At 63.2% G+C, this 25,640-nt stretch carries 27 protein-coding genes and 1 tRNA gene; 5 read left to right on the forward strand and 23 right to left on the reverse strand.

The features are described 5' to 3' along the window. Window position 1: 1 nt before the first annotated feature. Together ACTOXK_RS02105 and leuC are read right to left on the reverse strand one after the other, a co-directional pair. Window positions 2-502, reverse strand: coding sequence for a 3-isopropylmalate dehydratase small subunit (locus ACTOXK_RS02105; RefSeq protein ID WP_482277914.1), 501 nt, complete (start codon window positions 500-502; stop codon window positions 2-4). 14 nt (window positions 503-516) lie between these two features. Next, a complete protein-coding gene (leuC, locus tag ACTOXK_RS02110; RefSeq protein WP_482277915.1) occupies window positions 517-1,803 on the reverse strand; it encodes a 3-isopropylmalate dehydratase large subunit in 1,287 nt (428 codons plus the stop codon). Between the two features lie 213 nt (window positions 1,804-2,016). Between leuC and ACTOXK_RS02115 the strand changes: the two genes are divergently transcribed. Both ACTOXK_RS02115 and ACTOXK_RS02120 read left to right on the forward strand, forming a co-directional pair. After that, window positions 2,017-2,499 (forward strand): transposase, encoded by a 483-nt coding sequence (locus tag ACTOXK_RS02115; RefSeq protein ID WP_482277916.1) that lies wholly within the window; start codon window positions 2,017-2,019, stop codon window positions 2,497-2,499. 97 nt (window positions 2,500-2,596) lie between these two features. Then, window positions 2,597-3,193, forward strand: coding sequence for a DDE-type integrase/transposase/recombinase (locus ACTOXK_RS02120; protein WP_482277917.1), 597 nt, complete (start codon window positions 2,597-2,599; stop codon window positions 3,191-3,193). Between the two features lie 42 nt (window positions 3,194-3,235). On the opposite strand, the gene ACTOXK_RS02125 is transcribed toward ACTOXK_RS02120, so the two are convergent. The 11 genes from ACTOXK_RS02125 to ACTOXK_RS02175 form a co-directional block, all read right to left on the reverse strand. Further along, window positions 3,236-4,138, reverse strand: a complete 903-nt coding sequence (locus tag ACTOXK_RS02125; protein WP_482277918.1) for a peptidoglycan-binding domain-containing protein — start codon at window positions 4,136-4,138, stop codon at window positions 3,236-3,238. A gap of 1 nt (window position 4,139) precedes the next feature. After that, window positions 4,140-5,195 (reverse strand): polyprenyl synthetase family protein, encoded by a 1,056-nt coding sequence (locus ACTOXK_RS02130; RefSeq protein WP_482277919.1) that lies wholly within the window; start codon window positions 5,193-5,195, stop codon window positions 4,140-4,142. A 154-nt stretch (window positions 5,196-5,349) separates the two neighbouring features. Further along, on the reverse strand, window positions 5,350-6,192 hold the full coding sequence (locus tag ACTOXK_RS02135) for an Rpn family recombination-promoting nuclease/putative transposase (protein ID WP_482279271.1): 843 nt from the start codon (window positions 6,190-6,192) through the stop codon (window positions 5,350-5,352). 270 nt (window positions 6,193-6,462) lie between these two features. Then, window positions 6,463-6,768 carry a type II toxin-antitoxin system RelE/ParE family toxin gene (locus ACTOXK_RS02140; protein WP_482277921.1) on the reverse strand — a complete coding sequence of 102 codons (306 nt, stop codon included), beginning with the start codon at window positions 6,766-6,768 and terminating at the stop codon, window positions 6,463-6,465. Continuing rightward, on the reverse strand, window positions 6,758-7,024 hold the full coding sequence (locus ACTOXK_RS02145; RefSeq protein WP_482277922.1) for a hypothetical protein: 267 nt from the start codon (window positions 7,022-7,024) through the stop codon (window positions 6,758-6,760). The genes ACTOXK_RS02140 and ACTOXK_RS02145 overlap by 11 nt, the downstream gene beginning before the upstream one ends. A 372-nt stretch (window positions 7,025-7,396) precedes the next feature. Next, the gene (locus ACTOXK_RS02150; protein WP_482277923.1) at window positions 7,397-8,110 is read right to left on the reverse strand and encodes a TorD/DmsD family molecular chaperone; all 714 of its coding nucleotides are present in this window, start codon (window positions 8,108-8,110) and stop codon (window positions 7,397-7,399) included. A 92-nt stretch (window positions 8,111-8,202) separates the two neighbouring features. Then, on the reverse strand, window positions 8,203-8,865 hold the full coding sequence (locus tag ACTOXK_RS02155) for a 4Fe-4S dicluster domain-containing protein (RefSeq protein ID WP_482277924.1): 663 nt from the start codon (window positions 8,863-8,865) through the stop codon (window positions 8,203-8,205). 14 nt (window positions 8,866-8,879) lie between these two features. Further along, window positions 8,880-11,357, reverse strand: coding sequence for a molybdopterin-containing oxidoreductase family protein (locus tag ACTOXK_RS02160; RefSeq protein ID WP_482277925.1), 2,478 nt, complete (start codon window positions 11,355-11,357; stop codon window positions 8,880-8,882). 261 nt (window positions 11,358-11,618) lie between these two features. Beyond that, complete coding sequence (locus tag ACTOXK_RS02165; RefSeq protein WP_482277926.1) at window positions 11,619-12,866, reverse strand: ATP-binding protein; 1,248 nt, start codon at window positions 12,864-12,866, stop codon at window positions 11,619-11,621. Window positions 12,867-13,082: 216 nt separating this feature from the next. Continuing rightward, on the reverse strand, window positions 13,083-13,793 hold the full coding sequence (locus tag ACTOXK_RS02170) for a response regulator transcription factor (RefSeq protein WP_482277927.1): 711 nt from the start codon (window positions 13,791-13,793) through the stop codon (window positions 13,083-13,085). Between the two features lie 53 nt (window positions 13,794-13,846). Further along, window positions 13,847-15,562 (reverse strand): sensor histidine kinase, encoded by a 1,716-nt coding sequence (locus ACTOXK_RS02175; protein ID WP_482277928.1) that lies wholly within the window; start codon window positions 15,560-15,562, stop codon window positions 13,847-13,849. A gap of 177 nt (window positions 15,563-15,739) precedes the next feature. On the opposite strand from ACTOXK_RS02175, the gene ACTOXK_RS02180 reads away from it, so the two are divergent. Further along, a tRNA-Leu gene (locus ACTOXK_RS02180) sits at window positions 15,740-15,824 on the forward strand. A gap of 37 nt (window positions 15,825-15,861) precedes the next feature. On the opposite strand, the gene ACTOXK_RS02185 is transcribed toward ACTOXK_RS02180, so the two are convergent. The 7 genes from ACTOXK_RS02185 to ACTOXK_RS02215 all read right to left on the reverse strand — a co-directional run bounded on the left by ACTOXK_RS02185 (window position 15,862) and on the right by ACTOXK_RS02215 (window position 21,997). Then, a complete protein-coding gene (locus ACTOXK_RS02185) occupies window positions 15,862-16,815 on the reverse strand; it encodes a Ppx/GppA phosphatase family protein (protein WP_482277929.1) in 954 nt (317 codons plus the stop codon). Window positions 16,816-16,856: 41 nt separating this feature from the next. Next, on the reverse strand, window positions 16,857-17,921 hold the full coding sequence (locus ACTOXK_RS02190; RefSeq protein ID WP_482277930.1) for an FtsB family cell division protein: 1,065 nt from the start codon (window positions 17,919-17,921) through the stop codon (window positions 16,857-16,859). 89 nt (window positions 17,922-18,010) lie between these two features. Continuing rightward, on the reverse strand, window positions 18,011-18,391 hold the full coding sequence (locus ACTOXK_RS02195) for a metal-dependent transcriptional regulator (RefSeq protein ID WP_482277931.1): 381 nt from the start codon (window positions 18,389-18,391) through the stop codon (window positions 18,011-18,013). 216 nt (window positions 18,392-18,607) lie between these two features. Beyond that, complete coding sequence (locus ACTOXK_RS02200; RefSeq protein ID WP_482277932.1) at window positions 18,608-18,811, reverse strand: hypothetical protein; 204 nt, start codon at window positions 18,809-18,811, stop codon at window positions 18,608-18,610. A gap of 91 nt (window positions 18,812-18,902) precedes the next feature. Then, on the reverse strand, window positions 18,903-21,233 hold the full coding sequence (gene feoB, locus ACTOXK_RS02205; RefSeq protein ID WP_482277933.1) for a ferrous iron transporter B: 2,331 nt from the start codon (window positions 21,231-21,233) through the stop codon (window positions 18,903-18,905). 148 nt (window positions 21,234-21,381) lie between these two features. Beyond that, complete coding sequence (locus ACTOXK_RS02210) at window positions 21,382-21,612, reverse strand: FeoA family protein (protein ID WP_482277934.1); 231 nt, start codon at window positions 21,610-21,612, stop codon at window positions 21,382-21,384. A gap of 103 nt (window positions 21,613-21,715) precedes the next feature. After that, window positions 21,716-21,997 (reverse strand): FeoA family protein, encoded by a 282-nt coding sequence (locus tag ACTOXK_RS02215; protein ID WP_242370030.1) that lies wholly within the window; start codon window positions 21,995-21,997, stop codon window positions 21,716-21,718. A 392-nt stretch (window positions 21,998-22,389) separates the two neighbouring features. Between ACTOXK_RS02215 and thrC the strand changes: the two genes are divergently transcribed. Together thrC and ACTOXK_RS02225 are read left to right on the forward strand one after the other, a co-directional pair. Further along, complete coding sequence (gene thrC, locus ACTOXK_RS02220) at window positions 22,390-23,964, forward strand: threonine synthase (protein WP_482277935.1); 1,575 nt, start codon at window positions 22,390-22,392, stop codon at window positions 23,962-23,964. A 22-nt stretch (window positions 23,965-23,986) separates the two neighbouring features. Beyond that, window positions 23,987-24,331: a winged helix-turn-helix domain-containing protein gene (locus tag ACTOXK_RS02225; RefSeq protein ID WP_482277936.1), complete on the forward strand. Its 345-nt coding sequence runs from the start codon at window positions 23,987-23,989 to the stop codon at window positions 24,329-24,331. A 63-nt stretch (window positions 24,332-24,394) separates the two neighbouring features. Here the strand turns inward: ACTOXK_RS02225 and ACTOXK_RS02230 are convergent, their stop codons facing one another. Genes ACTOXK_RS02230 through ACTOXK_RS02240 form a run of 3 tightly spaced genes read right to left on the reverse strand, consistent with a single transcriptional unit; the run spans window position 24,395 to window position 25,637 of the window. Next, entirely contained in the window at window positions 24,395-24,766 is a 372-nt protein-coding gene (locus ACTOXK_RS02230; protein ID WP_482277937.1) for a hypothetical protein, read from the reverse strand. Then, on the reverse strand, window positions 24,739-25,170 hold the full coding sequence (locus ACTOXK_RS02235) for a DUF192 domain-containing protein (RefSeq protein ID WP_482277938.1): 432 nt from the start codon (window positions 25,168-25,170) through the stop codon (window positions 24,739-24,741). Before ACTOXK_RS02235 ends, ACTOXK_RS02230 begins: the two co-directional genes overlap by 28 nt. Then, window positions 25,101-25,637: a hypothetical protein gene (locus ACTOXK_RS02240; protein ID WP_482277939.1), complete on the reverse strand. Its 537-nt coding sequence runs from the start codon at window positions 25,635-25,637 to the stop codon at window positions 25,101-25,103. Before ACTOXK_RS02240 ends, ACTOXK_RS02235 begins: the two co-directional genes overlap by 70 nt. Window positions 25,638-25,640: the final 3 nt, after the last annotated feature.

Genomic DNA, 25,640 nt, shown 5'->3' on the forward strand with positions numbered 1-25,640 from the left:
ATTACGCATCCTTTCCCAACTTCTTCTGCCACCGCGGCACCAGGCCACCGGCGTTGATGATCTCCATCAAAAACGGCGGGAAGGGCTGGGCCGTGAAGGTCGCGCCCGTGGTCTCGTCGGTGATGATGCCCGCATCGGCATCCACGCTCACCACATCGCCGTTATTGATGGCGTCCACCGCCTCGGGGCACTCCATGATGGCGAGCCCGGTATTGATGGCGTTGCGGTAGAAGATGCGGGCGAAGGACTTGGCGACGACCACGTCCACCCCCGCCGCCTTGATGGCGATGGGCGCATGCTCCCGCGAGCTGCCGCAGCCGAAGTTCTCGTCGGCCACGATGATGTCGCCGGGCTGCACCCGCTCTACGAACGTAGTGTCCAGATCTTCCAGGCAGTGCTTCGCCAACTCGGCAGGGTCGGATGTGTTCAGGTAGCGAGCCGGAATGATGACGTCGGTGTCGATGTCGCGCCCGTAGCGGTGCACGGTTCCCTTGAATTGCATGAGGCTTCCCTTCCCTATTCGGCCGCGCAAGCGACCGGCTCCAAATCCTCCGGCAGAGCGATGTGCCCGGCCACGGCGCTGGCCGCCGCCACGGCCGGCGAGGACAGGTACACCTCGCTCGTGGGGTCGCCCATGCGGCCGACGAAGTTGCGGTTGGTGGTGGCAATGGCCCGCTCGCCGGCGGCGAGGATGCCCATGTAGCCGCCGAGGCACGGCCCGCAGGTGGGCGTGGACACGGCGCAGTGGGCATCGATGAAGATGTCCATGAGCCCCTCGGCGATGCACTGCTGGTACACCTGCTGGGTGGCCGGGATCACGATGCAGCGCACATCCGGGTGCACCGTACGGCCCTTAAGCACCGCAGCGGCCTGACGCATGTCGTCCAAGCGGCCGTTGGTGCAGCTGCCGATGACCGCCTGGTCGATGCGCACATGGCGGGCCTCGGCCACCGGGCGCGTGTTGCTCGGCAGGTGCGGGAAGGCCACCGTGGGCACGATATCGGCCGCATCAATGGTGATGACCTGGGCGAACTGGGCGTCCTCATCGGAATAGTAGGCAGTATAGGGACGCTCGGTGCGGCCGTCCATGTAGGCGCGGGTCACCTCGTCCACGGGAATGAGTCCCGCCTTGCCGCCGGCCTCGATGGCCATGTTGGAGATGGACAGGCGCTCGTCCATGGGCATGGCGGCAATGGCGCTGCCGGTGAACTCCATGGCCTTGTACAGGGCGCCGTCCACGCCGATCATGCCGATGATGTGCAGGATGACGTCCTTGCCGGTCACACCCGGAGCCAACGTGCCGTCAATGACGAACTTGATGGTCTCGGGCACCTTGAACCAGGCCTTGCCGCAGGCCATGCCCACGCCGGCATCGGTGGACCCCACGCCCGTGGAGAAGGCGCCCAGGGCACCGTAGGTGCAGGTGTGGCTGTCGGCGCCGATGATGAGGTCGCCGGCGCCCACCACGCCCTGCTCGGGCAGAAGCGCGTGCTCCACGCCCATGCAGCCCACCTCGTAGTAGTGGGAAATGCCCTGCTCGCGCACGAAATCGCGCACGATCTTGGCCTGCTCGGCGCTCTTGATGTCCTTATTGGGCACGTAGTGGTCGGGCACGAGGATCACGCGATCGGCATCGAATATCGTATCGGTAATCTCGCGGACGGTCTTGATGGCGATGGGAGCCGTCACGTCGTTGGCGAGCACCAGATCCAGGTCGCATTCGATCAGCTGGCCGGGCTCCACCTCGTCAAGCCCCGCGTGGGCGGCGAGAATCTTCTCCGCCATGGTCATGGGACGGGTCACCGAAACCCCCTTTGAATACTGGGAAACCATTACTTAAAACCGCATCATTGTAGCACCGCGAACTTTTCCGCTTTGTTTCCATCGGTGAGATGCACGAGATCAAGCGGCCGCGCTCCCCCGCATGCGGAAACGCCGCTCCCGAGTGAGCTGAACCCCGATAGTGGGACTGGAAACAAAAGTTTCCAGTCCCACTCGCTTTTAAGGGGTGATGCATTGAAGCACGGAATGGATGTCAGGGCCGAGGCGGTGCGGTACTTCGAGATGGGCTTCGCGAGCAAGATCGTCGGAAGGCTGCTCGGGATACCCCACAGCACCGTCAAAAGATGGCTGTATGCTTACAGGGTGCTCGGAAAGGAGGCCCTGTTCGTGACCGCGCATCGAAGATACGACCACGAGACCAAGGTGCGGGCGGCGCGGGCCGTCGTCGAGGGGAGGACGACCAAGCCGGAGGCCATGGAGGCGTTCGGTCTCAAGTCGTCGACCCAGATAAACGCATGGCGCCGCCTCTATCGCGAGGGAGGGCCCGACGCCCTCCTCCCCAAGCCCAGGGGCCGCCCGAAGAAGCCGGAGCCCGCGTTCTCCTCCCGTGAGGAGGAGCTGGAGGCGCGCGTGCGCGAGCTGGAGCTGGAGCTCGAAATCCAAAAACGAATCAACGCCTTGGCGGAAGAGATCGAGCAGAGGCGGCGGACTCGCTGAGGCATGAATACCCCCTCGGGCTTGTGCTCGACAAGCTCGGACTTCCGAAGAGCACCTACTATCGCTACGCGGGCGGCAGGAACCCCAAGCAAGACAGATGGGCGGACGTGCGCCCCTTGGTGCGCGAGGCGTTCTCCCGCACCCCGAACGGCATGGGATACCGGCAGGTCTCCATGGCGCTCAGCTTGAGCACGGGCTCGCCGTCAGCGGCAAGACCGCGCTCAAGCTGATGCGCGAAGAGGGGCTCCGCTGCCGGATAAGGCGCAGAAGATACGACTCCTATCGTGGCGAGCAGGGCAAAGCTGCCAAGAACGCCCTGGATCGCAACTTCGCGGCAGAGGCCCCGATGACCAAGCTCGTCACCGATGTCACCGAGTTCAAGGTGGCGGGGGCCAAGGCGTACCTGTCGCCGGTGATGGACCTCTACAGCAACGAGATCGTCGCCTGGTCGGTGGCGAGGAGCCCGAACTTCGCGCAGACCATGGAGATGCTCGACGGCCTGTCCGGATCCCTCCGAGGGCCGGCCCTTCGAGTCGTTCGAATCGTTCAAGGAGCAGATCGACGCCTACATCGTCTATTGGAACACCCGGCGCTACCAAACGCGCTTGAAGGGAATGACCCCGGTGCAGTACCGAGGTCATTCGATCGGGGCCGCTTAGGAACTTTATTTAACCGTCCCACTTTCGGGGTCTAGTTCAAACGTCAACGGGCAAGAAGGGGCAGACCACACCCCGACCTACTCCTGGAGCGCCGAGCAGAGGGCGTCCAGCAAGGTGATGGCATAGTGCTGGGCAGAGCGCTCGGGACCCGCTTCCAGCCACACCTTTCCCGGCAGCAGCACCGACACGCGGGGCCATGGAGCATCGCGAGCCACATCAGCGGCTGAGGTCAGACGCAGCGCCAGGCTGTCCTCGTCCTCGTAGGACACGAGCGGCACGCCCGCTTCCGCGTCATCGGCCGAGAGCAGCACGTGAACGAGCATCATGGAGGCGTCGGGGGGCACCGACAGGCTGTCGGCGCTGATGATCTTCGAGGCCGGGTTCGTGGCCACGGCCAGGTTCGACATGCGCGAGGCCACCGACCGCGAGAAATCGTCGGTACCGAACAGGCACACGGCGTTGCGCTCCAGCACGTCGGCCGCCCGGGCGAAGCCGAGGTGGCGCGCCGGGCTGTGAGTGGCCTCCTTCCCCACCCACGAGTGGGCGAGGTTGCGCAGAGCCCCGTAGGTATAGGCCCCAGCGATGCCGTCGGAGGGCAGCCCCATGTTCAGCTGGAAACGGCGCAGGGCATCCTCGGTATGGGCGCCGAAGATGGCGTCGTCGCCCCCGTAGAAGAACCCGAGCGCGCCCAGGGCGTGCTGCAGCTCGTAGACATCATGGCCGTGGAAGTAGGGCATGCGCAGGTACAGGGTGCGGTCACCCAGGTTGAACGAGGCGTCCACCAGAGCCGACCACACCTTCTCGGTCACCTCGTCGGCCGCCGGCAGCGAGGCCGTGGCACAGAACGCGGCCAGGGCCTGGGCCGTGGCATCGTCGAAGGTGCCCGAGACGGCGTCTTCGGCAAGGTGCCCGATGCGGGCGAGGCGCTGCTGCACGTCCTCGACGGCGGCGCCGGTGTCGTTGCGCTTGATAGGCTCCATGTTACTTCAACCTGTTCACGAACCAGTCGGCCATGGACACGAGCAGATCGCGGTAGGGCGACGGCTCGATGGCCGCCACCAGCCGCGCCTTCGCGTTCTGGCTGAGCTCCTCGGCGTAGGTGCGGGCATACTCCACGGACCCGGCCCCTTCCATGATGGCCACGGCCTCGGCGAGCACCTCCGGATCGCGCTCCTTGGAGGAGAGGATCTCGACGAGCCGCTCGCGGGCCTCCGGCGCCGCGTTCTGGAGGGCGTGCACGACGACGAGGGTGCGCTTGCCCTCGGTGATATCGCTGCGGAAGTCCTTCTTCTTGGCCTCGTCGGTGCCCACGAGGTTCAGCAGGTCGTCCTGGATCTGGAAGGCCAGGCCGGTATCGAGGCCGTAGCTGCGCAGGGCATCTACCGCCTCCTCGCTGGCACCGCCCACGATGGCACCCACGGCCAGGGGCACGGCCCCGGAATAGTGGGCGGTCTTGTGGATGGCCATGGTAAGGTAGTCCTCGGGTGTGATGTCGTAGCGGCCGTCGCGGGCCCAGCCCAGATCGAGGGCCTGCCCCTCCACCGTGCGGCAGGTCATGGAGATGAGCTCGCTAATGACGCGCACCTTCGTGGCGTCGTCGAGCAGCGGGTCGTTCACCACGGGGCCGTTGACCATGGACAGCGCCAGGTCGCCCATGTTGATGGCCAACCCCAACCCCTCGGTGAGGTGCAGGCAGGGCTCGCCGCGGCGCAGCTCCGCCTCGTCGGCGATGTCGTCGTGGATGAGAGCCGCGGAATGGAAGTGCTCGATGGCCGCCGCCGACGTGGTGGCGCGATCGGGGTTGCCGCCGACGGCCAGGCAGGCCGCGTAGCAGATGAGCGGACGATGGCGCTTGCCAGCGTTCTCGCTGTACTGGTACAGCGGCCCGTAGAGGTAGCGGTCCATGTCCCCGTGGGTGCCATGGGGAATGTAGCTGTTGATGAGCTCCCCGACCGGATCGGCATAGCTCCTGAGATAGGCTTCGAAACTGGTGGGCGTCTCATCGACGCCGGCGAGGATGTCTGAGATATTCTTCATAGCGCTTTCTTGCCGTAGGTCGATCGTTTCAGCATCGAATCATAATACCACGGCCCCCGCCCCCGCGCGGTCCCGATCAGCCCACCGACAAGAATGTAAGATTGATGGCACGACTAAGAACGCGAGAGCCTGGGAGGCGTCCGCTCCCCGGGCGCTACAGGCCCAGCTCTTGATAGAGGCTTTGGCGATAGGCGGGGTCGGCCGAAGCGCGGCTCAAATCATCGAGGCGCCCCGCTTCGATCAGCTGCGAAGCCAGGGAGGCGAAGCGGGCCTCACCTTCCTCGCGACCTTCTTCGCGACCTTCTCCCCGAGCCTCTTCCTGAAGCATGCGGCCCCGAATGCGTTCTCGGCGCTCGGCGTTCTCCACGATGGTGCTGACCGACCACACCTGCTCCACCCACTTCCGATTCTCGTTGGCCTTCACGACCGCCGCATCGATCTTGCGCGAAAGCGGCCCCGAGACCCTGCCCGTTTGCATATATCTTAGCAGATCGGCCAAGGCCTCGCCCTCTGCAGCCTCCCAGGCCCTCGCATTAAGAGCGAGCCAATGGGACCCATCGCCCAGGGGCAATTCGGGAACCAGATCGCACGTGCGCTCGAAACGATAGAGCGGGACGTCGTAGCCGAAGGGATCTTGGCTGCACAGAAAGACGATGAAGCTCTCGGGCAGCTGGTCGTAGTCGCCGCCCGAGGGAAGCTCGCGCACATCGAGGGCCGACTGGTAGTAGCGAAACCGCTTTCCCAGTCGCAGTTCCGGCTGCGCCTGCATCTCGAGATCGTACACGCGCTCGGGAAAACCGCTCTCCTTGGCGTACACGTCCATGCGAATGCCGCGGTTCTCAGGCGATGGATCGACGACCTGCTCGGCGTTCAGATAGTCGATGCGCACGACATCGATGTCCAGCACCGCCTTGATGACATCGCGGCAAATCGACTCATCGGTCATGACCAGATTGAACATCCAACCATTGGAGAAATCAACCATCCTCTGAAGCATCCTGCGCCGCCCTTCTCTCGATTCTCTATTACGTCAAGAGAAGCCTAGCATCCCGAAACCGTGGAGATGACGTGGGAAAACCGTACCTGACACCCGCCGCGCACCGTCGCCGCGCCGCTGTGGAGCCGTGCCCTGTTCGCCGCAAAGTCGCAACTCGGCCGGGGCAGAGTCTCATCCCACCCGCAGCGGAGTAGCTCCCGGAGCAACCTTCAGTCCTCGGCCTCGCGGGACCCCGATCGGGCCACCGACAAGAATGTAAGATTGATGGCGTTACACGAGGCGAGCGTAGTCTTGGGTTTGGTGGAATACGTGGGCCACGACAACCATACCTTCATGCACTTTGTACAGCATGATGTAGTTGTTCGCCAGAGCCGTGCGGTATCCCCGCGCGGCCAACTCGGGCACGCGGGACAGGGCGAATATCTCGGGGGTCTCCGCAATCAGGGACAACTGCCTGTCGAACGTATCCATGAAGTTGGCTGCCGCCTGCGGGCTCTTGAGAACTTCGGCCAAATAGGAGGCGATGGTGCGGTACTCCCGCTGCGCCTCATCGAGAATGACCTTCTTACAGGCCATATTCATTCCTGAGCGAGGCCGCGAACTCGTCGTAGTCGCCGTAGGCGTCGGCCTCCATTTCCTGCTCCGCAAGCAGCATGCGGGAGAGCAATCGAGCGCGCGCCACCTCGTCTTGGACGATGCGGTACTCATGCTCGCTGAGACAGTGCATGATCTCGTAGCCGTTTTTCGTCACCGCCACATCGTGCTCGCGCTCAACGAGAGCAGCGAACTCGGCCGTACTCTTCAGGTCTCTCACGGGAACGCAGGTAGCCATCAATGCCTCCTTAGGAATATGGCCTAATTGTACCACATTCCAAGGATGCAGTCGTTCCAGCTGAAACGCCATGCCGGCAAAGCTTGTCCTATATGCCATTCCCGCACCTCCGCAGAACCGGGCCGCCAATGCCGGCACAGCCTAGCATCCCGAAACCGTAGAAATGACGTGGGGGAACCGCACCCGGTGCCCGCCGCGCACCGTCGCCGCGCCGCCGGGGAGCCGCGCCCCGCTCGCTGTCCCGACGAGAACCATGGGGAAATCCACCTCGATCTCGCCCCCTTGCTATGGGCATTCACGTGAAAACAGCGCCCAACTTCCACTAGCGACAAACGCCCGCGAGACACCCTGCCTTGGGACACACCTCTTCTCTTAAGAAGCGGGCATCACAGGAGCCACGTCCTCAGCGATGGCCGCGAGCGCTACCTGGCCTAGAGCGGCGAAGACTCCGTACTCGGCACCGCGGGACAGCCGTGCGACCGCCTCCTGGGTCTGCTTCATGAAATCAGGCAGCCACCGTGATGCGTGCTCATTCCAAAATGCCGCAATCCGGGCACGCCACAAAGCCGCGTCATCATCGCGGTCCTCATGCAACGCTGCCGCCAGGCTGCCATACAAATACGACAGGAACGAGAGCTCATTCCACACGCTATCAGAGGGCTCGCGGCGAGCATCCGCGGGCATCACCCCCGCCTCGCGCATATGCCGCTCCACATCGAGCTGACACGGCGAGCGAAACAGCACGGGCAAACCATCATGACCGAGGCTCCCATGGCGAAATGCTGCCTCGTAAGGCCACACCGCCGCCTCTCCACCGGGAAGGAGGTAGAGCACCGTATGATCCCGCCGAAGACGATGAAACAGATCTTCGACGTTGTCCTTGCATATTTTTCTCAACAATCCCTCGATCTCTCTTGCCTTTGAGCCAATCCCCATATCACCGAGGCAGGATGCCACATCACCGCCATACGCCCCATCAACAACGGCACCCGCCAAGACGCGAGTTGGAAAGGAAAAAGTGGTTGCAAGAAGTTCACACGCATCTGCCCGACCGACAATAAACCTCAAACTGTCTTGGTTTTCCATTGCTTCACATCCCTTCCCAAAACGGGCACCGTTATCGGGTGCCCGTTTGCCTCATTTACCTGGAGGATCTTGAACCGTCTCGACCCCGATCCCTACTTTAAGTAGTACACACTCGGCTGCGTGCCCGCATCATCTCTCAAGAAAGCCGTCTCGCGTCCCTCAATGGCCTTCGACACATCTGAATCGGGATCATCCAAATCGCCCCAGTAGCGGGCGCGCCCCGGACACAGCTGCATGCAGGCGGGTACGTCATTGCGATCGATAAGGTTATAGCAGAAGGTGCACTTCTCTACCGTGCCCGGATTATGGGGAGGCGCGTCAAACTCGCCTACCGCCATTTCAAGATAATGCTCGGGATTGTCGCTGATAAGTGTGCGCACTCCGTCGTAGGGACAAGCCTTAGTGCAGCTCTCGCAGCCAATGCAAAGCTCGGAATCAACCCAAACGATGCCATCCTCGCGTTTCTGCGTAGCTCCCGTCGGGCACACCGAAAGACAAGAAGGTTCGGCGCAATGCTGGCATTGCACAGGTAAAAAGGACAGTATGCAGTTGGGGAATTCACCACCGGCGTTATCGTTTGCCACCGCTCCTCGCGCCACCGCCGTGCCAAAATCATCCCAAATATCATTCGATTTGGTGTAGACGACGTTATACACAAGTTCTTTTGGCAGATTATTGGATATCTTGCATGCCTCGGCACAGGCTTGACACCCAATGCAGCGCACCAGATCAATTGCCATTCCATAATGAGTCATCGCGACATTCCCCCTTACATCTTCTCAATTGCGACAGCAACATCGTTGTAAGACTGATCTGCGCAAGCTTGATTGTATTCGCTGAAAGATATGTCGGCTGTATTGCCATCGATAAATTCCCACGCCTGATAGCTACGCGGGCACGAGAGTGCCCCTCGTTGCTGTCCCGCATTTATCGTGGCAACCAGGACCGCATGTCCTCGATCGTTGTAGAGTTTGACCTTGTCTCCTTCGGCAATCCCATATTCCTCCGCATCCAAAGGATTGATGCGCACGATAGGCTGACGCTCGAATTCTTTGAGAGAGTGGACGTCCCACCACTGAGTATGGGTTCGCGTTCTCATATGATCAGAACAAACGCTAAAGGGGTATTTTTCCCGCAAAGGCAGCGACGGATGGGCTTCCAAGGCAGGCTCCCAGTAAAGAAAGAGCCGTTCCTTCTCCGGATCGAACTCCTGTCCCCAGTTCATGTCGGGAGCGGGATTTTCCTGGTAGAAGCGCGCCCTTTTGGTGGGAGTCCCGAAGATGCCGCCTTCAAAGGCGTAATCCACTTGAGGCCCTTGCCACATTGCCTTTTGCTCTTTCAGAGCTTCCAATGTGATACCCTGCGCCCTCATGGAGTCTATATCGAGGTATTTTCGAATATGCTCCTCTTCGTCCCAATTGAACTGGTCGCCATAGCCCATTCCCGCGGCAAGCAGTTTGTAGATTTCAAAATCAGGCTTGCTCTCGTAAAGCGGCTCGATGGCCTTTTCGTTCCACTTGAGATAGGGCATCCAAAGCGCTCGAACGTGAATATCCACACATTCGAACCAATGGCAAGCCGGCAGAATGATATCGGCATACCGAGCTGTTTCGGTAAACGTCATTTCCTGCACAACGACAAATTCGATCTCCTCGAACATCTTCACATTCGTCAGATGCTCCGTTTGACAGACAATGGGATTCGAGCATGTCACATAAAAGCTCTTGAGCGGAAAGGGCTCTCCGAGACGCTTACCCGTCTGCTGAATGGAATAGATGGTATTCCAATTCAACACCGGCCCTGGGCCCTGGGGAAGGTTACCGTCCTTATCGGGCGTCGCGTAGATTCCTTCCGAATTTCCCATAGCAGCTACGCTGCACATTCCGGCACCCGCACCAGGTTTCCCCAGATTACCCGTAATGAGATGCAGCGCATAAATGCATCCATAGCTGTAAGTGCCGTTGTTGTATTGATTGATCCCGAATTGCAAGTACCCCATCACCGGCCCTTCTTGGGCATAGATTCGAGCGAGTTCTCTAATCTCATCAGCAGGGACACCGCACGCCTCCGAAGCACGTTCAACGGTCCATTTTCCCACTTCAGCTCTTATGAGCTCATAGACAGTCACGACGGATATGCCGTTGATGGGGGGCACGTCCTCGAGCGTCGGACGAACGGCCTTTTCAAACGAGACAGCCGCACCGGCCTCTTCATCCCATACGGCAAAAGGATCGTTCGGAACCTCCTCGCCTTTTGCGTTCTTGACAACAGTGGGCTCAACACCCAGTTCACTCATGCGCAGAAAGGTATGATCGTCTTTGACGAGAAATGGAGCCTCTGTATGATCGCGAATGAATTCTTCGTCCTGCCATCCCTGCTCGAATATTTCGTACAGCGCACCAAGGGCCAGCGCCCCATCGGAGCTTGGAAAAACAGGGATGAACTTGTCCGACTTGGATACCATGGTGTTGTAAGTAATGTCGACGCTAATTACCTGCGTGCCGCTTTCCCTGGCCTCCAAAATGAAATGTGTAAGCTGCTTCTCTGAGATAACCGGATTAGAACCCCAGATGATAAGCGTCTTCGCATCGCCGAACTTCTCGGGGTTTATTCCGCCGCCCCACACTCCACCGCCAAGCATCTTGGTCATACGGTCAATGATACTATTGTCGCGATCCTGTCTCATAGTCGAAAACCCAACCAAATTCTGGAAATAGAGCATCCCCGACCCCGGCTGAGGCGAACCGCCGCATAAACCGCCGTTTCCGCTACCCGTGAACATCGCGATGGACTGCGATCCATACTCATCAGAGTACGACTTCCACTTAGTCGTTATTTCCTCGATCGCTTCATCCCATGAAATGCGCTCGAATTCCATCGTGCCTCGTGCGCCAACGCGACGCATCGGATATTTGACGCGCTCAGAGCTGTAAACACGCTCAGGATGCGATAGGCCTTTGGGACAAATTCTGTTCCAGGCAGGATTCGGCAGATCTCGTGCCGTAGTGCGTACGATCTGCCCATCGCGCACATGCACATTGAGGTGGCAGGCATTGAGACATTGGGAACGGCAACAACCTGCGTATACCTGCGTTTCTGGAATTTCCTTCGTCGCCTCACCGCCAGTCTCCGACAAGTTCTCTTTTGCTGGCGCGCAACCGGCCAGGGCGCCGGCGGCGGTGAGCGCGGCGGCTCCCTTGATGAAGCTCCTGCGCGAGAAACCCCTATCCGTCTTCGATTCGGTCATGTCATACTCCTCTCTCTCCCTCGGGTTTAGGGCGGACGAGAGCGGCGGGGAGGGATCGGCGCTCTCGTCCAGCCTCGGTTGAAAGGTCCTCCTCTGATCCTTTCGATGATCCCATTGTGCCGAAGCCCCCTGTTAATGGCGATACGCCGCACCTAAGCTTTGGGTTAAGTTGATATTAACTGGAAATTAAGAGAGCACTGCCATAGGCTTTGAACGGGGCGGTTTAGGATTTGTCGACGTTTCATTTTAGGATTTGGCACCCTACCGCGCCTCTCCGATAAACCCCATGGCGTACATAGGCAAGTACGTTATCGGCCCCTCTTCCGCGACATTGGACTCACAGAACACGAGCGCTCGCTTGAATTGATAGTTCTTCGTGCCGAGCAAGTTATTCAGAGCGCTGTGGCGGCGATAATCCTTGCCCGACTTTATCTCGCAAAGCGTGATGCCGCCCTGGCGATCCTGCAGAACGAAATCGATCTCCCCGACCTTGCTCGTGTTGTAGTAGAACAGATCGAACCCGTGGCAGCGCAACTCCTGAGCAGCGACGTTTTCGAAAACCGAGCCGAAATTGATGCTCGACTTGCGGTTCAGTATCTCTATGTCCACCTCCCCCATAAGCTGCGAGGTCAGCAGCCCCACGTCGTTCATGTACAGCTTGAACGCATTTCTATCAGCCGAAAGCCTCAGGGGAAAGACCGGCTCGGTCACGCGCTCCGTCTGCAGCACGATGCCGGCGCTTTCCAGCCAATCGAACGCCGTTTCCAAATTCGCGAAACGCAGGTTCTTGCCAAGGCGCGTGTACTTGAAGCGCTTGTTCGGCTTGTTCAGTTGCGCGGGAACCGACTCGTACACCATCTCGATCTGCCGCGCCTCGGTTTTGTCGACCACATATTTCGCTATATCGCACTCGTAAAGATCGACGATTGCCCTTTGGCTGTTGCGCGTCTTGACCAGATCGTTGGAGTCGACGAACGCCCGCACGGTATCGGGCATTCCCCCAACCAAGAGGTAGCGGTAGAACTCGTCGATGAGCATCTCGTGAATGAAGTCGGGGACCTCCTCTCCATCGCACACCGCCTGACGCGCTCGCTCGAGCACCGCAGCGGGAACGCCGCGCGCCCAGCAGAACTCCTCGAAGTCGAGCGGATACATATCCATGATCTGCAGATAGCCAACGGGCAGCGACCGCGCGGGGAAGGCATCGAGGCCCAGCAACGATCCTGAGAGGATCACATCGTAGGAAGTTCCCTCGAGCAGGAACTTTACCAACGTGAGCACATCCGAACATTCTTGCACCTCGTCGAGGAAAATGAGGGTGTCGCCCTCCTTCATTTCCACGCGGCTCAAGGCGGAGATGCGCAGCAGGAGATCTTCGGCATCGACAGCGGCGTCGATGGTCTCGACGGCGGTGGCGTTCTGGAAGAAGTTTATCTCGGCCACCTGCTCGTAATGGACACGCGCGAACTCTCGGATGGTGGTTGTCTTCCCTACCCGCCGGGCGCCCATCACAAGGAGACCCTAGGTTGTTTTTTCGGCTTTCCAGCGCGCAATGGCATCGTAGGCTTTTCGCTTCAGCACGGCAAGTCTCCTAGGATAGCTTGACCTCGGATAACAGCAAAACTTGCATGCATTTACCCCATTTGGTCGCAAAACTTGCACCAACTTTAGCTATTTTGGACGCAAAACTTGTACCGATTTCAGGTGTTTTAGTCGCAAAACTTGTTACCCCAGGGTATCGGCCATTTTGTAGCCGACGCGCTGCACCGTCAGCAGGTACTTGGGCTCGCTGGGGTTCTCTTCTATCTTCTCGCGGATCTTCCGCACGAACACCGTGATGGAATTGGAGTGCACGTCGGCCTCCCCCTCGCCCCAGATGTACTCCTGAATCTGGCTGCGGGTAAACACCTTGCCCGGGTGCGTCGCCAGAAACGCCACGATCTCGAACTCCTTAGTGGTGAGGTTCGCGGGGCGCCCTCCCACGAGCACCTGATACTCGTCGAAGCGCACTTCCAAGTCGCCGATGGTCACCGTGCCGTCGCGGTTGGTGCAGCGGGCGAACTCGATGGTGTCCTTGTGGCGGCGGATGTGGGCCTCGATGCGCAGGATGAGCTCCGTGGCGTCGAAGGGCTTGGTCACGTAGTCGTCGCCTCCGGCCCGAAAGCCGATGGACTTGTCCACGATGTCGGTCTTCGCCGACAGGAAGATGATGGGAATGCGCCGCCCCGCGGCCCGGATCTTCGCGCAGAGGTCGAAGCCGTTCATGCCCGGCAGCATCACATCTAAAAGCAGCAGGTCCGGCTTCTCCGTGGCGAGCATATCCAGACCCGTTTCGCCGTCGGTGGCCCCGCAATACTCGTAGCCGTTCTTCACGAGCAGCTTCTCGATGGCCACCTGCAGGCTCTCCTCGTCGTCGATGAGCATGACCTTGTACATCGTCGGCTTCCTTCCCTCGCTGCCGCGCCGGTCCTTCCCTCCGCCCGACCCGCTTACTCGTCCTCGTCCAACTCTACCACGGCAGAGGCGGGAATGCGCACGGTGAACGCGCTTCCCTCCCCCAGCACGCTTTTCACCGTCACCGTATACCCCTGGGCCGCGGCGTACTCCCGCACGAGCGCCAGACCCAGCCCGCTGCCGCTGTAGATGCGGGTGGGCGAGCTGTCCACCTGGAAGAAGCGGTCGAAGATGCGCTCGCGATCCTCCTCGGCGATGCCGATGCCGTCGTCGGCCACGGTCACGAGCACATCGCCCGTGGCCGCATCCCGGGTCGCCCCGATGGATACCGAGCCGCCGGGCGGCGTGAACTTCACGGCGTTGGTGCCGAGGTTCTCCAGAATGCGCAGCATCTTCTCGTAGTCGCCGTTCACGAGGGGCACGTCCGGGGCCACGGCGGTGGTCAGGCCCACCCGTGCCCCTAGGGCCAGGGGCCCCACGGTGCCCTGAACCGAGGCCACGATATCGCCCAGGTCCATCAGCTCCATGGACACGGCCATGGCCCCCGCGTCCGACCGGGCGATGTCGAGCATGTTGTTGATCATGCCCAGCAGCACCGAGCTGGACTTGCGCACCTCCTCCCAGCTGGAGCGTTCCTCGGCATCGGTGCCGCCCGATTCCAGGGCAATTTGGGACAGGGTGATGATGGAAGTGAGCGGCGTGCGCAGCTCGTGGTTCACCATGGAGAGCATATCGCTCTTGAACTGGGATTCCTTCGCCAGCTTCTCGCTTAAGGCCTCCAAGCTGTCCCTTTGGGCGGCCAGCTCCTCGTTGGCTCGGCGCAGATCCTGGGTACGAGCTTCCACCTGCTCTTCCAGCCCCTCGTAGGTCACCCGCAGCTCGCCGGCCATGGCGTTGAACCGCTCGATGAGGCTGGACACCTCCCGGGCTGTGCCCGCATCGTCCATGGAATGGCCGAGCCGTCCCTCGCCCACCTCCCCGAAGGCCCGCTTCATGGCCTCGAGGGGCCGCAGCACGAAGACGGTCATGAGCCCGAAGACCACCAGGCCGATGAACGTGGCCAGCAGCAGGAAAAACCCCACATCGCGCACGACGTTCTGGCGCAGGGCCCGGTACTGCTGGTCCAGCGGAATGACCACGCTGATGGCGCCGCCGATGGAATCGAGGGTCCAGCCCTCCTTCGCGAAACCGGTGATGTCGATCTCCCCGGCCGGCTCGCCGTGGCATTCCAGGCAGCTCTCGTTCACCCGCAGGGCCTGGACGTAGCGGAACTGGGCCGCTCCGTCGTCGGCCGCCGTGCGCACGCGCCCGTCCCCATCGGTCCCGCCGTCCATGATGCGGTAGAACTCGGTGACGTCCTTCTCGGCGTTGAACAGGGTGAGGGCCTCGGCCTCGAAAGCATCGGGCTTGTCCTGGGCGCGGCGGGGCTCGAAGTTCGTGTAGCGGATGGCGTAGTTGTTCCCCGCCGAGAAGATGGCCCCCACGCTCTTGCCCACCACAGCGCAGTGGAGCCCCTTGAACTCGTAGGTGCCGTCGCTCGTATTGTTGATGGTGTACTGGGAATTGTCCATGAACTGCCAGACGGCGTCCATCTCGCGGGCGAAGGTGCGGGCCTCTTCCACGAGGGAGGCCTCCATGTGCTCGGTCTGGGTGCGAATGTCGAAGAGGGTGAAGACGACCGTGGCGATGACGAAGACGACCGTGAGCACCAGAACGGAGATCACCCGCAGGCTGACCGTGCGCATCCTCATGGCGACCCCCTCTCCGCACCAAGCGATACGGTGTTCTCACCATGCCATGGTACCTCCGCCCGCCCGCGCGGGCGAGTAACTTTTGCCTAAGGTTTTGATTAACGGGAGATTAAGGAGCCCGGAAACCGAGCCCGGGGCCGTTTCGTGGTATGATGGCCGACGCGATCTATCGCCTGTGGGAGCGTGGCGGAATGGGCATACGCAGCGGACTTAAAATCCGCCGCCGCAAGGCTTGTGGGTTCGAGTCCCACCGCTCCTACCAACTTCTCTTCTGTGTTTTCGCGCGCACGGCCCTCTTCTTAGGCGCAGCCCTTGGCCGCTTCCCAGATCATGCCCCGTAGAATGTCCGACTCGCTCGCCGTGTAGCCGTCGGCGCCGGCCAGGGCCAGCACCTCTTCCAGAATGACGAGCCCCGCCACGATGACGCCGGCCCGCTTGGGGTCGAGGCCCACGGTGGCCCGGCGCTCCTCGAGGGGCACGGCCGCCAGGCGCTCGCCCATGGCCCGCAGCTCCGGGGCCGTGACCTGAGCCCCGTGCACCCGGGACGAGTCGTAGACCGCCAACGCCTCCCGAATGGCCACCACACTCGTGGCGGTACCGGCCACGGCCACCACCCGATCGATGGCGAAGCCATCCTCGGCCAGAGCCTCGAAGTAGGGCGCCATGGTCTCGCGCGCCCATGCCCGGGCCGCGGCCAGCGCGTCGGGCGCAGGGGGGTCGTCGCGCAGGAAGCGCTCGGTCAGCCGGCGGCAGCCCACGTTGAAGGAATGGGAGGCCACGGGCGCCGCGCCCGCGCGGCCGGCGATGAGCTCGGTGGAGCCGCCGCCGATATCCACCACGAGCAGGTTCTCGTCGGGGAAGTCGGCCGAGGCGCCGGCGAAGGTGAGAGCCGCCTCCTTCTCACCGGGAATGACCGTGAGGGTCACGCCGCGCTCGGCGAGGCGGGCGGCGAACTCGTCGGCATTGGCGGCATCGCGGGCCGCTGAGGTGGCCACGGCAATGAGACGGCGCAGAGGATGGTCGGGGGTGTCGCAGCGGGCGAGCACCTCACCATAGCGGTCGACGCAGGTGAGCACGCGGCCCATGGCCTCCTCCGAGAGGCGCCCCGCAGCATCCACGCCCACGCCCAGATCGGTGATGGCGTACTCCTTGGCCACCTCGGTCAGGGAGCCCCCCTCCACATCCGCCACGAGCAACCGGCAGGTGACCGTTCCGATATCAAGGGCTCCGTAACGGCCGTTTTCGCAGGTCATGAAAGTTCTCCCTTCTGTTCGGGCAGCTTTGCCCGAACGCGCTACTTCACGCCGAAGATGGGATCGAGGATGCTCGAGTACCAGGTGTCCGGCAGCTCGATGTCCTCGGAGAGGATGTTGCCGCGGAACTCCGGCTTCTCCCTCGTCTCCAGGCCGCCCACGGACACGGCGTGCTCGCCCTCGCGCACCCAACCGAGCTGGGTGCGGGCGGCATCCTCGATGCCCGCATCGGTCTGGAGGGCGTCCACCTGGGCGCCGAGGGCCTCGTTGCGCTCCACCACGGCCTCGTACTCGGCGGAGAGGCGGTCGCGCTCGCGCATGTCCACGTAGAGCTGCTGGGCCGGCCCGTAGAGGAAGGCCACGGCGAAGGCCACGCAGAGGGCCGTGGCCGCCAGCCCCATGAGGGGCGGCCGCGCGAACAGCGACGGCTTCTCAGCCGTGGCCATGGCGGCACGGCTGCGCCGGGCCGAGCCCGAGGCCGCCTGCTGCTGCATGCGGGAGGAGCGCTTGTGGGACGAGCCCATCTCCCCCTTGTACACCGCTGCTCGGGGACCGCCCTGGGCGGCGTCGGAGGCCTTACCGGCCTCGTACTGGCGGAAGTACTCCTTGCCGGCCCGCTCCTTGGTGCGCTCCCGGCGCTTGGCGGCCAGACGGCCCAAAGGACCGCGCTCCCGCTCCTCGAGGGCGGCCAGCAGCCGCGCCTCGTATTCCTCGCCGGCCTCGTCCTCGGCCCGGCCGGCGGCCCCAGAGAGGAAGCCGTCATCGGGACGGGGCCGCGCCGAGGTGCCGCCGTCGTACCAGCTCGGCGTGGGGTTGTGGGGCCGGGCGGCCCCCGCGGTGCGCAGCGGGGCCGCGGAAGACGCCGGACGGGCACCCGGGAAGGCCGCAGCGGTGCCAACGACAGCGTGGCCGGCGGGGCACTCGGCCCCGGTCGGCGAGCCCGCGGGCCGCCGGCCAGTCGAGCGCACGCGCACTTCCCCGGCTCCGTCGAGAACAGCCGCCGCGGTGCGGCCGGCGGGGCGCGCAGACCCGCACCCGGGCACACGAGTGCCCGCAGCGGCGCGGCGCGCTGCGTCGAAGGAGACGATGTTGGCCTGGCGTGGCACGGGGGCGGAACTTCCTTTCGCTGCCGGGGTTCGTTTCTGGGGCGGGTAGTCAGTCGAAAGCGGATGGGTCGGTCGGGCGCTGGGGCCGTTTACAAGTTGAGGCCCTTGACGAAGGCCTCCCATTTCTTGAAGGATTCGTCGCTGATGGCATGCTCCATCTGGCAGGCCTCGTCCTCGGCCACATCCGGCGGGATGCCCACGGCCTGGGTGAGGAAGTCGAAGAGCATGCGATGGCGGCCGAGGACCGAACGACCGTAGGCGTAGCCCTCCTCGGTCAGGGTGATATCGCCGTAATGGGGCTGGATGACGAGCTGCTGCTCCTTCAGGGCGGAGATGGCCTTGTTCACCGAGGCCTTGGAGACACCCAGCTTGTTGGCCACGTCCACCGAGCGCACGGGGACATCCGTCGTGCCTCCCAGCATGACGATGGCCTCGAGGTAGTCCTCGTGGGACATGGATGTCTTCACCACAGCGCTCTCCTTATCAGATACGTCATGTCATGGTATCACGGCCCCCGGCAAAAAACGAGGCTCGGACACAGAGTTCCGAGCCTCGTTCACATTGTTTTCGCCAACGGTTTGCCAGCGGTTGCTTGACCTGCGAGGGGAGCCGTGCTTCCCCGTCTGCGTGCGGTCCCGCAGTCCGTGGCGCCGGCCGCAGCCCCGGGCCGCGCGACCCCGCGTCACTTACCCCTTCCGCACCGCCTCCCCTATGGCGGCCGCCATCGATTCCGCTGCCGCGCATCCGTCGCAGCCGTGGCAGCCTCCCTCGCACCGGTCGCCGCAATCGCACAGACCGCGACGAGTCATGCGGCGGATGGCGAGCACCGCGAGGGCCGCGATGACGATCAGAACGGCGATGGTGGGTCCATTGAGAATGAGTTCTTGCATGGCGAATCCTTTGCGATCATGCCGCCCCGGCAGGCGCCGCGACCACTTCCACAGCGTGGGATGGCGCGGGCACCTGGCGGGAAACGGACGTTTAGGCGTTGTCGGCCGCTGTCTTCAGCGCGGCCGCGCCTGGCTTGGCGACAGGGCGGAACAGCAGGAAGAGCGTGCCCGCGGCCACGGCAACGGCCAGGACCGTGAAGGGGTTGAAGGCGACTTCGCCGGTGGCCAAGCCGACAAACTGATAGAGCATGAGGCCCACGCACCAGGCGAAGGCGGTCATGTAGCCGATGGCGGCCCAGGTCCACTTCGCGGACATCATCTGGCGGCGGATGGTGCCGATGGCGGCGAAGCAGGGGGCGCACAAGAGGTTGAAGGCGCAGAAGGCCACGATAGCGGCGCTGCTGCCGCCGAGCATGGCGGCAAACGACGCCCACAGGCTGGGATCGGCCTCGCCCACTTCGCCAAGGCTCGTAATGACACCCACGGTGGCCACGACGTTCTCCTTGGCCACCAGCCCCGTGATGGAGGTGACGGCGGACTCCCAGTTGCCGAAGCCGAGCGGCGCGAAGATCCAGGCGAGCAGGTTGCCCAGACCGGCCATGAGGCTGTACTGGATGTAATCGTCCATCTCGGAATCGAGCAGGCCAAAGGCGCCCTCGTAGAAACCGAAGTTCAGCAGGAACCAGATGACCATAGAGGACAGGAAGATGATGGTACCGGCCTTCACCACGTAGCTGCGCACGCGCTCCCACATGGACAGAAGCACGTTCTTCACCGTGGGCAGATGGTACTGGGGCAGCTCCATGATGAAGGGGGCCACCTCGCCGGCAAAGGCGCGGAACTTCTTCAAGATGATGCAGGACAGGATGATGGCAGCCAGGCCCAGGAAGTAGAACACCGGGGCGACCCACCAGGTGGCCTCGTAGTCGCCGCCGGCGAGCGCGCCGAACACGAGCGCGATGATGGGCAGCTTCGCGCCGCAGGGGATCATCGTGGTGGTCATGATGGTCATGCGGCGGTCCTTCTCGTTCTCGATGGTCTTGGTGGCCATGACCGCGGGCACACCGCAGCCCGAGGCGATGAGCATGGGGATGAAGGACTTGCCGGACAGGCCGAAGCGCCGGAAGATGCGGTCCATGATGAAGGCGACACGGGCCATATATCCGCAGCCCTCCAAGAAGCCGAGCAGGATGAACAGCACGATCAGCTGCGGAACGAAGCCGATGACGGCACCCACGCCGGCAATGATGCCGTCGAGCACGAGCGATTGCACCCACGGTGCCGCGCCGACGGACTCAAGCCAGCCGCCCACCACCACGGGCACGCCCACGTGGTAGAGGCCGTAGTCGGCCGGGTCGGGCTCTTCCAGCTCGCCGGCCTCGAAGGCAGCGCTGCCCTCGGCGGTTTCCAAGATGCCCTCGAACTCCTCGACGGCCGCGTCGTACTGCTCGGTGCCGGTGTAGAGCCAGCCGTCGCCGAACAGGCCGTCGTTGGCCCAATCGGTCACGAGCGTGCCCACGGTGGACACCGAGATGTAGTACACGAGGAACATGATGACGACGAAGATCGGAATGCCGAGGACGCGATTGGTGGCCACACGGTCGATCTTCTGGGTGGTGGTCATGGCCCTCGGCGACTTCTTCACGCAGGCGTCGCAAACGGCAGTGATGCCATCGTAGCGCTCGTTGGTGATGATGGACTCGGCGTCGTCGTCCTCGGCGTCTTCCACCGCGTCGCGGATGGCGGCGATGGAGGCGATCTCGGCGGCCGGCAGATTCAGCTTGTCCACGGTGAGCTGCTCGCCTTCGAAGAGCTTGATAGCGTACCAGCGGCCATGGCGGCCAGCGATACGGTCCCCGGCGATGGCGGCGATGTGCGCCAGGCCCTCCTCCACGTCGTTGGAAAAGCGCAGGGTGGTCGCAGGAGCAGCACCGGCCGCGGCGGCCGCGCGGGCGGCCTCGATGACCTCAGCGGTGCCGCGGCCCTTGAGAGCGGACGTCTCCACGATGGGGCAGCCCAGGCGGGCAGAGAGGCCGGCTACGTCGATGGTATCGCCGTTCTTCTCCACGAGATCCATCATGTTCAGGGCGATGACCACCGGAATGCCCAGGTCGATGATCTGGGTGGTGAGGTAGAGGTTGCGCTCGAGGTTGGTGGCGTCCACCAGGTTCACCACCACATCGGGCTTGCCGCTCATGAGATAGTCGCGGGTGACGATCTCCTCGGGGGTGTAGGGCGAGAGCGAGTACACGCCCGGCAGGTCGGTAATGGTCACCGATTTGTCGTGCCGCCAGGGGCCCTCCTTCTTCTCAACAGTCACACCGGGCCAGTTTCCCACATACTGGTTCGCGCCGGTCAGATCGTTGAACATGGTCGTCTTGCCGCAGTTGGGGTTCCCGGCAAGGGCGATGTTGATTGCCATGGTCAGCCTTTCCTTCTCCTAATGACGTCGTCCCGCGTCCTTTCCGCGGCGCTCTCCCGGGCACCCGCGGGACAATAAAGTTAGTTCTAGTTAACTACTGGGGAGAAAAAATGCGCCCGAGGCGCGAGAGGGAGGAATGCGATCTCCCTTAGGCGACGAGCACGTTTTCCGCCTCGTCTTTGCGCAGCGACAGCTCGAAACCGCGCACAGTTACCTCGATGGGATCGCCCAGGGGGGCCACCTTGCGCACGAGCACCTCCGTGCCCTTCGTGATGCCCATATCCATGATGCGGCGCTTCACGGCACCCTCGCCCACCAGGCGACGCACGGTGGCCGATTGGCCCACGGCCACATCGCGTAGGGTCTTATCCTCTGCCATAGTCCTTCCTTTCTGTGTTCCTCTGAAACGGTCGCGACAGGAGATGCAGCAGCCAAGGCCCGGGACAGCCCTCAACCGCAAGCGCCTCACCAGCCATGCTGCCTCAAGCGACGATGATCTTCGATGCCACGCTACGATCGAGGGCGACGCTTGCCCCCTTGATCTGCACGATGAAGTTCCCCGCCTGCTCGGAAACGACGGACACAGCCGCGCCCTCGACGAACCCCAGGTTCTCGAGATGGTGATGCACCTCGCCCTTTCCGCGCACGCGGACGACGTTCGCCGTATCGCCGCTGCGCAAAAAGGCGAGCGGCATCGGCTGGCACGCTGCTCCGGCACTCCCGGTCTTACAGCAAGCGCTTTCCGCGACCATTGCTTGGCTCATAACGTCTCCTATCAATGTTAGCTACATGCAACAACATATTGTAGAATAAAGTTAGCCTTTGTAAACCTATAAAGTTAGCTTTTGCATACTTCTGGGCCAGCGGCGCGACTTGTCGGGGCAAGCGGCCATCCTGAGACGCTTCCGCACTGCGCAGCGGCCGAGTCCCGTTGCCGGCACCCCCCCGAAGAGAAGGCCCGGACGCAGAGCTTCGCCGGCCCGCACCAGCCGATGACAAAGACGCCCTGGGAAGAGAGCCGCAGCAAACTGCGCTGTCCCGAGGGCGACATCCTCTTTCCTCCCTATTTGCCCATCGTTCACCTCACGGCTGCGCTACGGCGGTCCGCCCCATGGTATTCTTGACCCTGTTAACGTCTTTCAGAGAAGGATGAGTCATGGCACAATGCATCGACCGGGCCGCCTCGTTCGGCCAGAACCTGTACGTGGACACGCGCGGAGCGGCCGGGGAGCCGGTTCCCTTCACCGAAGCCGTCGTGAACGGCCTGGCGGCCGGTGGAGGCCTGTACGTGCCCCAAGAGCTGCCTTCGCTGTCGGTGGCCGAGATCGCGGCCCTGGCCGAGTTGCCCTACGCCGAGCGCGCTGCCGCCGTATACAAGGCCTTCAACATCGATCTGCCCGATGAGGTCATCGATGAGCTGATGGGTCGCGCCTATGGCGACAACTTCGACGACGAGGCCGTCTGCCCCATCACCTCCCTCGACGAGAACACCCACATCCTCGAGCTGTGGCACGGCCCTACGAGCGCCTTCAAGGACATGGCGCTCCAGTGCCTGCCCCACTTCTTCTCCGCCAGCGCGAGCGCCCTACGCGAAGCCGGCAAGCTCGACCACGACTTCATGATCCTCGTGGCCACCTCCGGCGACACGGGCAAGGCGGCCCTCGAGGGCTTCAAGGGCGTCGACGGTACCTCCATCGGCGTGTTGTTCCCCGATGGCGGCGTGAGCGATATCCAGCGCAAGCAGATGGTCACCACCACCGGCGACAACGTGCGCGTCTGGGCCGTGCGCGGCAATTTTGACGACTGCCAGACCGGCGTTAAGCGCACCTTCTCCGACGAGGCCTTCGCCGAGAAGCTGCTCGCCGAAGATGCCGTCGCCCTGTCCAGCGCCAACTCCATCAACTGGGGACGCCTGCTGCCCCAGGTGGTGTACTACATCTCCAGCTACGCCGAGCTCGTGGCCTCCGGCAAGATTGAGGCCGGCGACGAGATCGACGTCTGCGTGCCCACGGGCAACTTCGGCAACATCCTCGCGGCATGGTACGCCAAGCAGATCGGCACGCCCATCGGCATGCTGCTCTGCGCGAGCAACGACAATCGCGTGCTGACCGACTTCATCAACACGGGCACCTACGACATCTCCGACCGCGCGTTCATCCTCACCGCCTCCCCCTCCATGGACATTCTCGTGTCCTCCAACCTCGAGCGCCAGCTGTTCGAGCTCACGGGCCGCGACGGCGAGGCCATCGGCCGGTGGATGGCCGACCTGAACGAGAAGCGCTGCTTCCGCGTGGACAGCGACACCTTCGCCCGCGTCCGCGAGAACTTCAGCGCCGATTCCATCGACAACGCCCAGTGCCTCGCCACCATCAAGGAGGTACTCGACGAGCACGGCTACCTGCTGGATCCCCACACGGCCGTGGCCTACGCCGCCGCCCAGAACTTGCGCGGCGAGAACCCGGTGCTCATCGCCTCGACTGCCCACTGGGCGAAGTTCGGCGACAACGTGTATCGCGCCCTCCATGGCATGGCTCCAGGAGAGGCCCTGCCCGCCGAGGTGGCATCGCTGACGGGCTGTCAGCTCAACGAGCGCATCGCCGAGGAAACGGGCCGGTGCGATATCCCGGCAGGACTTGCCAACCTCGACACCATGGAGGTACGATTTACCGACGTGATCGACAACGACGTGGAGGCTATCGAGGCAGCGGCCGAGGCTTTCTGCCGGCGATAGCCATCCAGAACGGGAGATAGTCATGGGCCAGCTGCAATCGCTCACCCCCGTCGTGCGCCTCACCGTATCCAACCCCGATGCGGAGGAGAAATCGGCGTTCGGCCCGGGCATCGCGAAGCTCTGCCTCGGAGTGAGAGAGCACGGCTCGCTCAACGCCGCCGCCAAGGCTATGCGCATGGCCTATAGCAAGGCATGGCGCGTCATCAAGGACACCGAGGGTACGCTGGGCATCCAGCTCCTCGTGCGCGACGGCGCCCATGGATCCACCTTGACCGAGGACGGCGACCGCCTCCTGGACGCCTACCTCGCCATCCAGGAGCGCCTGACCCGCGAGGCGGAGCAGCTCTTCGACGAGATGACACGCTAGGCCCCCTCTCAAGAGTGCTCCCCAGCAACGCCCCCCTGCAAACGGCCTCTGCGAGCCGGCCCCTCAGGCCGGCTCGATCGTTATGGTGAGCAGCGGGGCGCCGGGAGCGCCGTCGCCGGCGAGCACACGGAGCACGAGACCGGGCACCCCCATGACGCGCTCGCCCCGAACCGCATCTCCTGGCGGAGAAACCGGCGGCGCGGCGGGGCAGAGCACAGGCCCGGAGGCCGCCGGCCAGGGCACTGTCTCCTCGAACACCGCCCCCTCGTTGACATCCTCCAGGGAGGGCGGCCACGAGAGGGCTTCGGCCTCCCGCTCCCGCTCGGGATCAGTGCCGAAGCGGTACATGCACCCGAAGCAGGTATCCATGTCGTCGAACAACTTGCTCTTACAGGTGGGGCAGATCTTCATCGCCACCTCCGTTCTGCGGCCCATCGAGGGCCGCTTCTCTTGCAACCGGGAATTTCAACGCTGTCGCCGCGCATGAACCAGGGGCCGGGCCGGGCGAAGCGTTCAATGGCCCCGAAGGCCCGATCGCTGCGCAGGCGGGTGCCGGGCAGCACGAGCCGGTGCACCTCGATTACCCGGCCCGCGCGATCGACGAAGGCAATGTCGAGAGGGTGGCGCATGGTAAGCGTATGCACATCGCGACAACGGGGCAGCGCCATCACCGTCCGATCGGGCGCCCGCCCCGCTAAGCCACGCAAGCGCATGAGCGGGCTGGCGGCCACGACCCATATGCCGCCGAAGGGTGCAGGCGCCCCATCGCCTACGGAGCTGGAACCTGGACGACGATGCATACCTCGTCGCCTACGGGCGTGCAACTGAGCAAGAGCCATGGACACGTCCCTCCTTCCTTGATACCGGCGAGAGTCGCGCCCTCGCCCGTCTCCACGAGCGCCCAACCGCGCTCTTCCAACGAGGCGACGGCCCACTGCCGAACCGTCGCCACCTCCCCCGCCATCGTGAAGCCCACTACGGACCAGTCGTCCAGAGCCCGTAGATCGTAGGCTTCGGCCAGGGAGAGCACCTCCTGCTCGAACCACGGCGGCGCATCGGCGGCCTGACGGCCCAGGTCGTCGTCTATCGGCCCGAGCGAGTCCGCATCATCGCGAGAGGCCGCCGCGCCCTCGGCCGTGCCGGCGGCCACACGGGCGATCACCTCGTCGGCGAAGGCGCGGCCAGAGAGCAGGGAGGTCCCGTCGGAAGCCGCCGGCGCCGATACGACTGCGGCGACCGCCAAGATCAGAAACACGGCACCGAGAAACCCCGTGGCTCTCAGCAGTCGCCTGACTTGCGTTGTCATGCC

The organism is Adlercreutzia sp. (assembly GCF_056795635.1).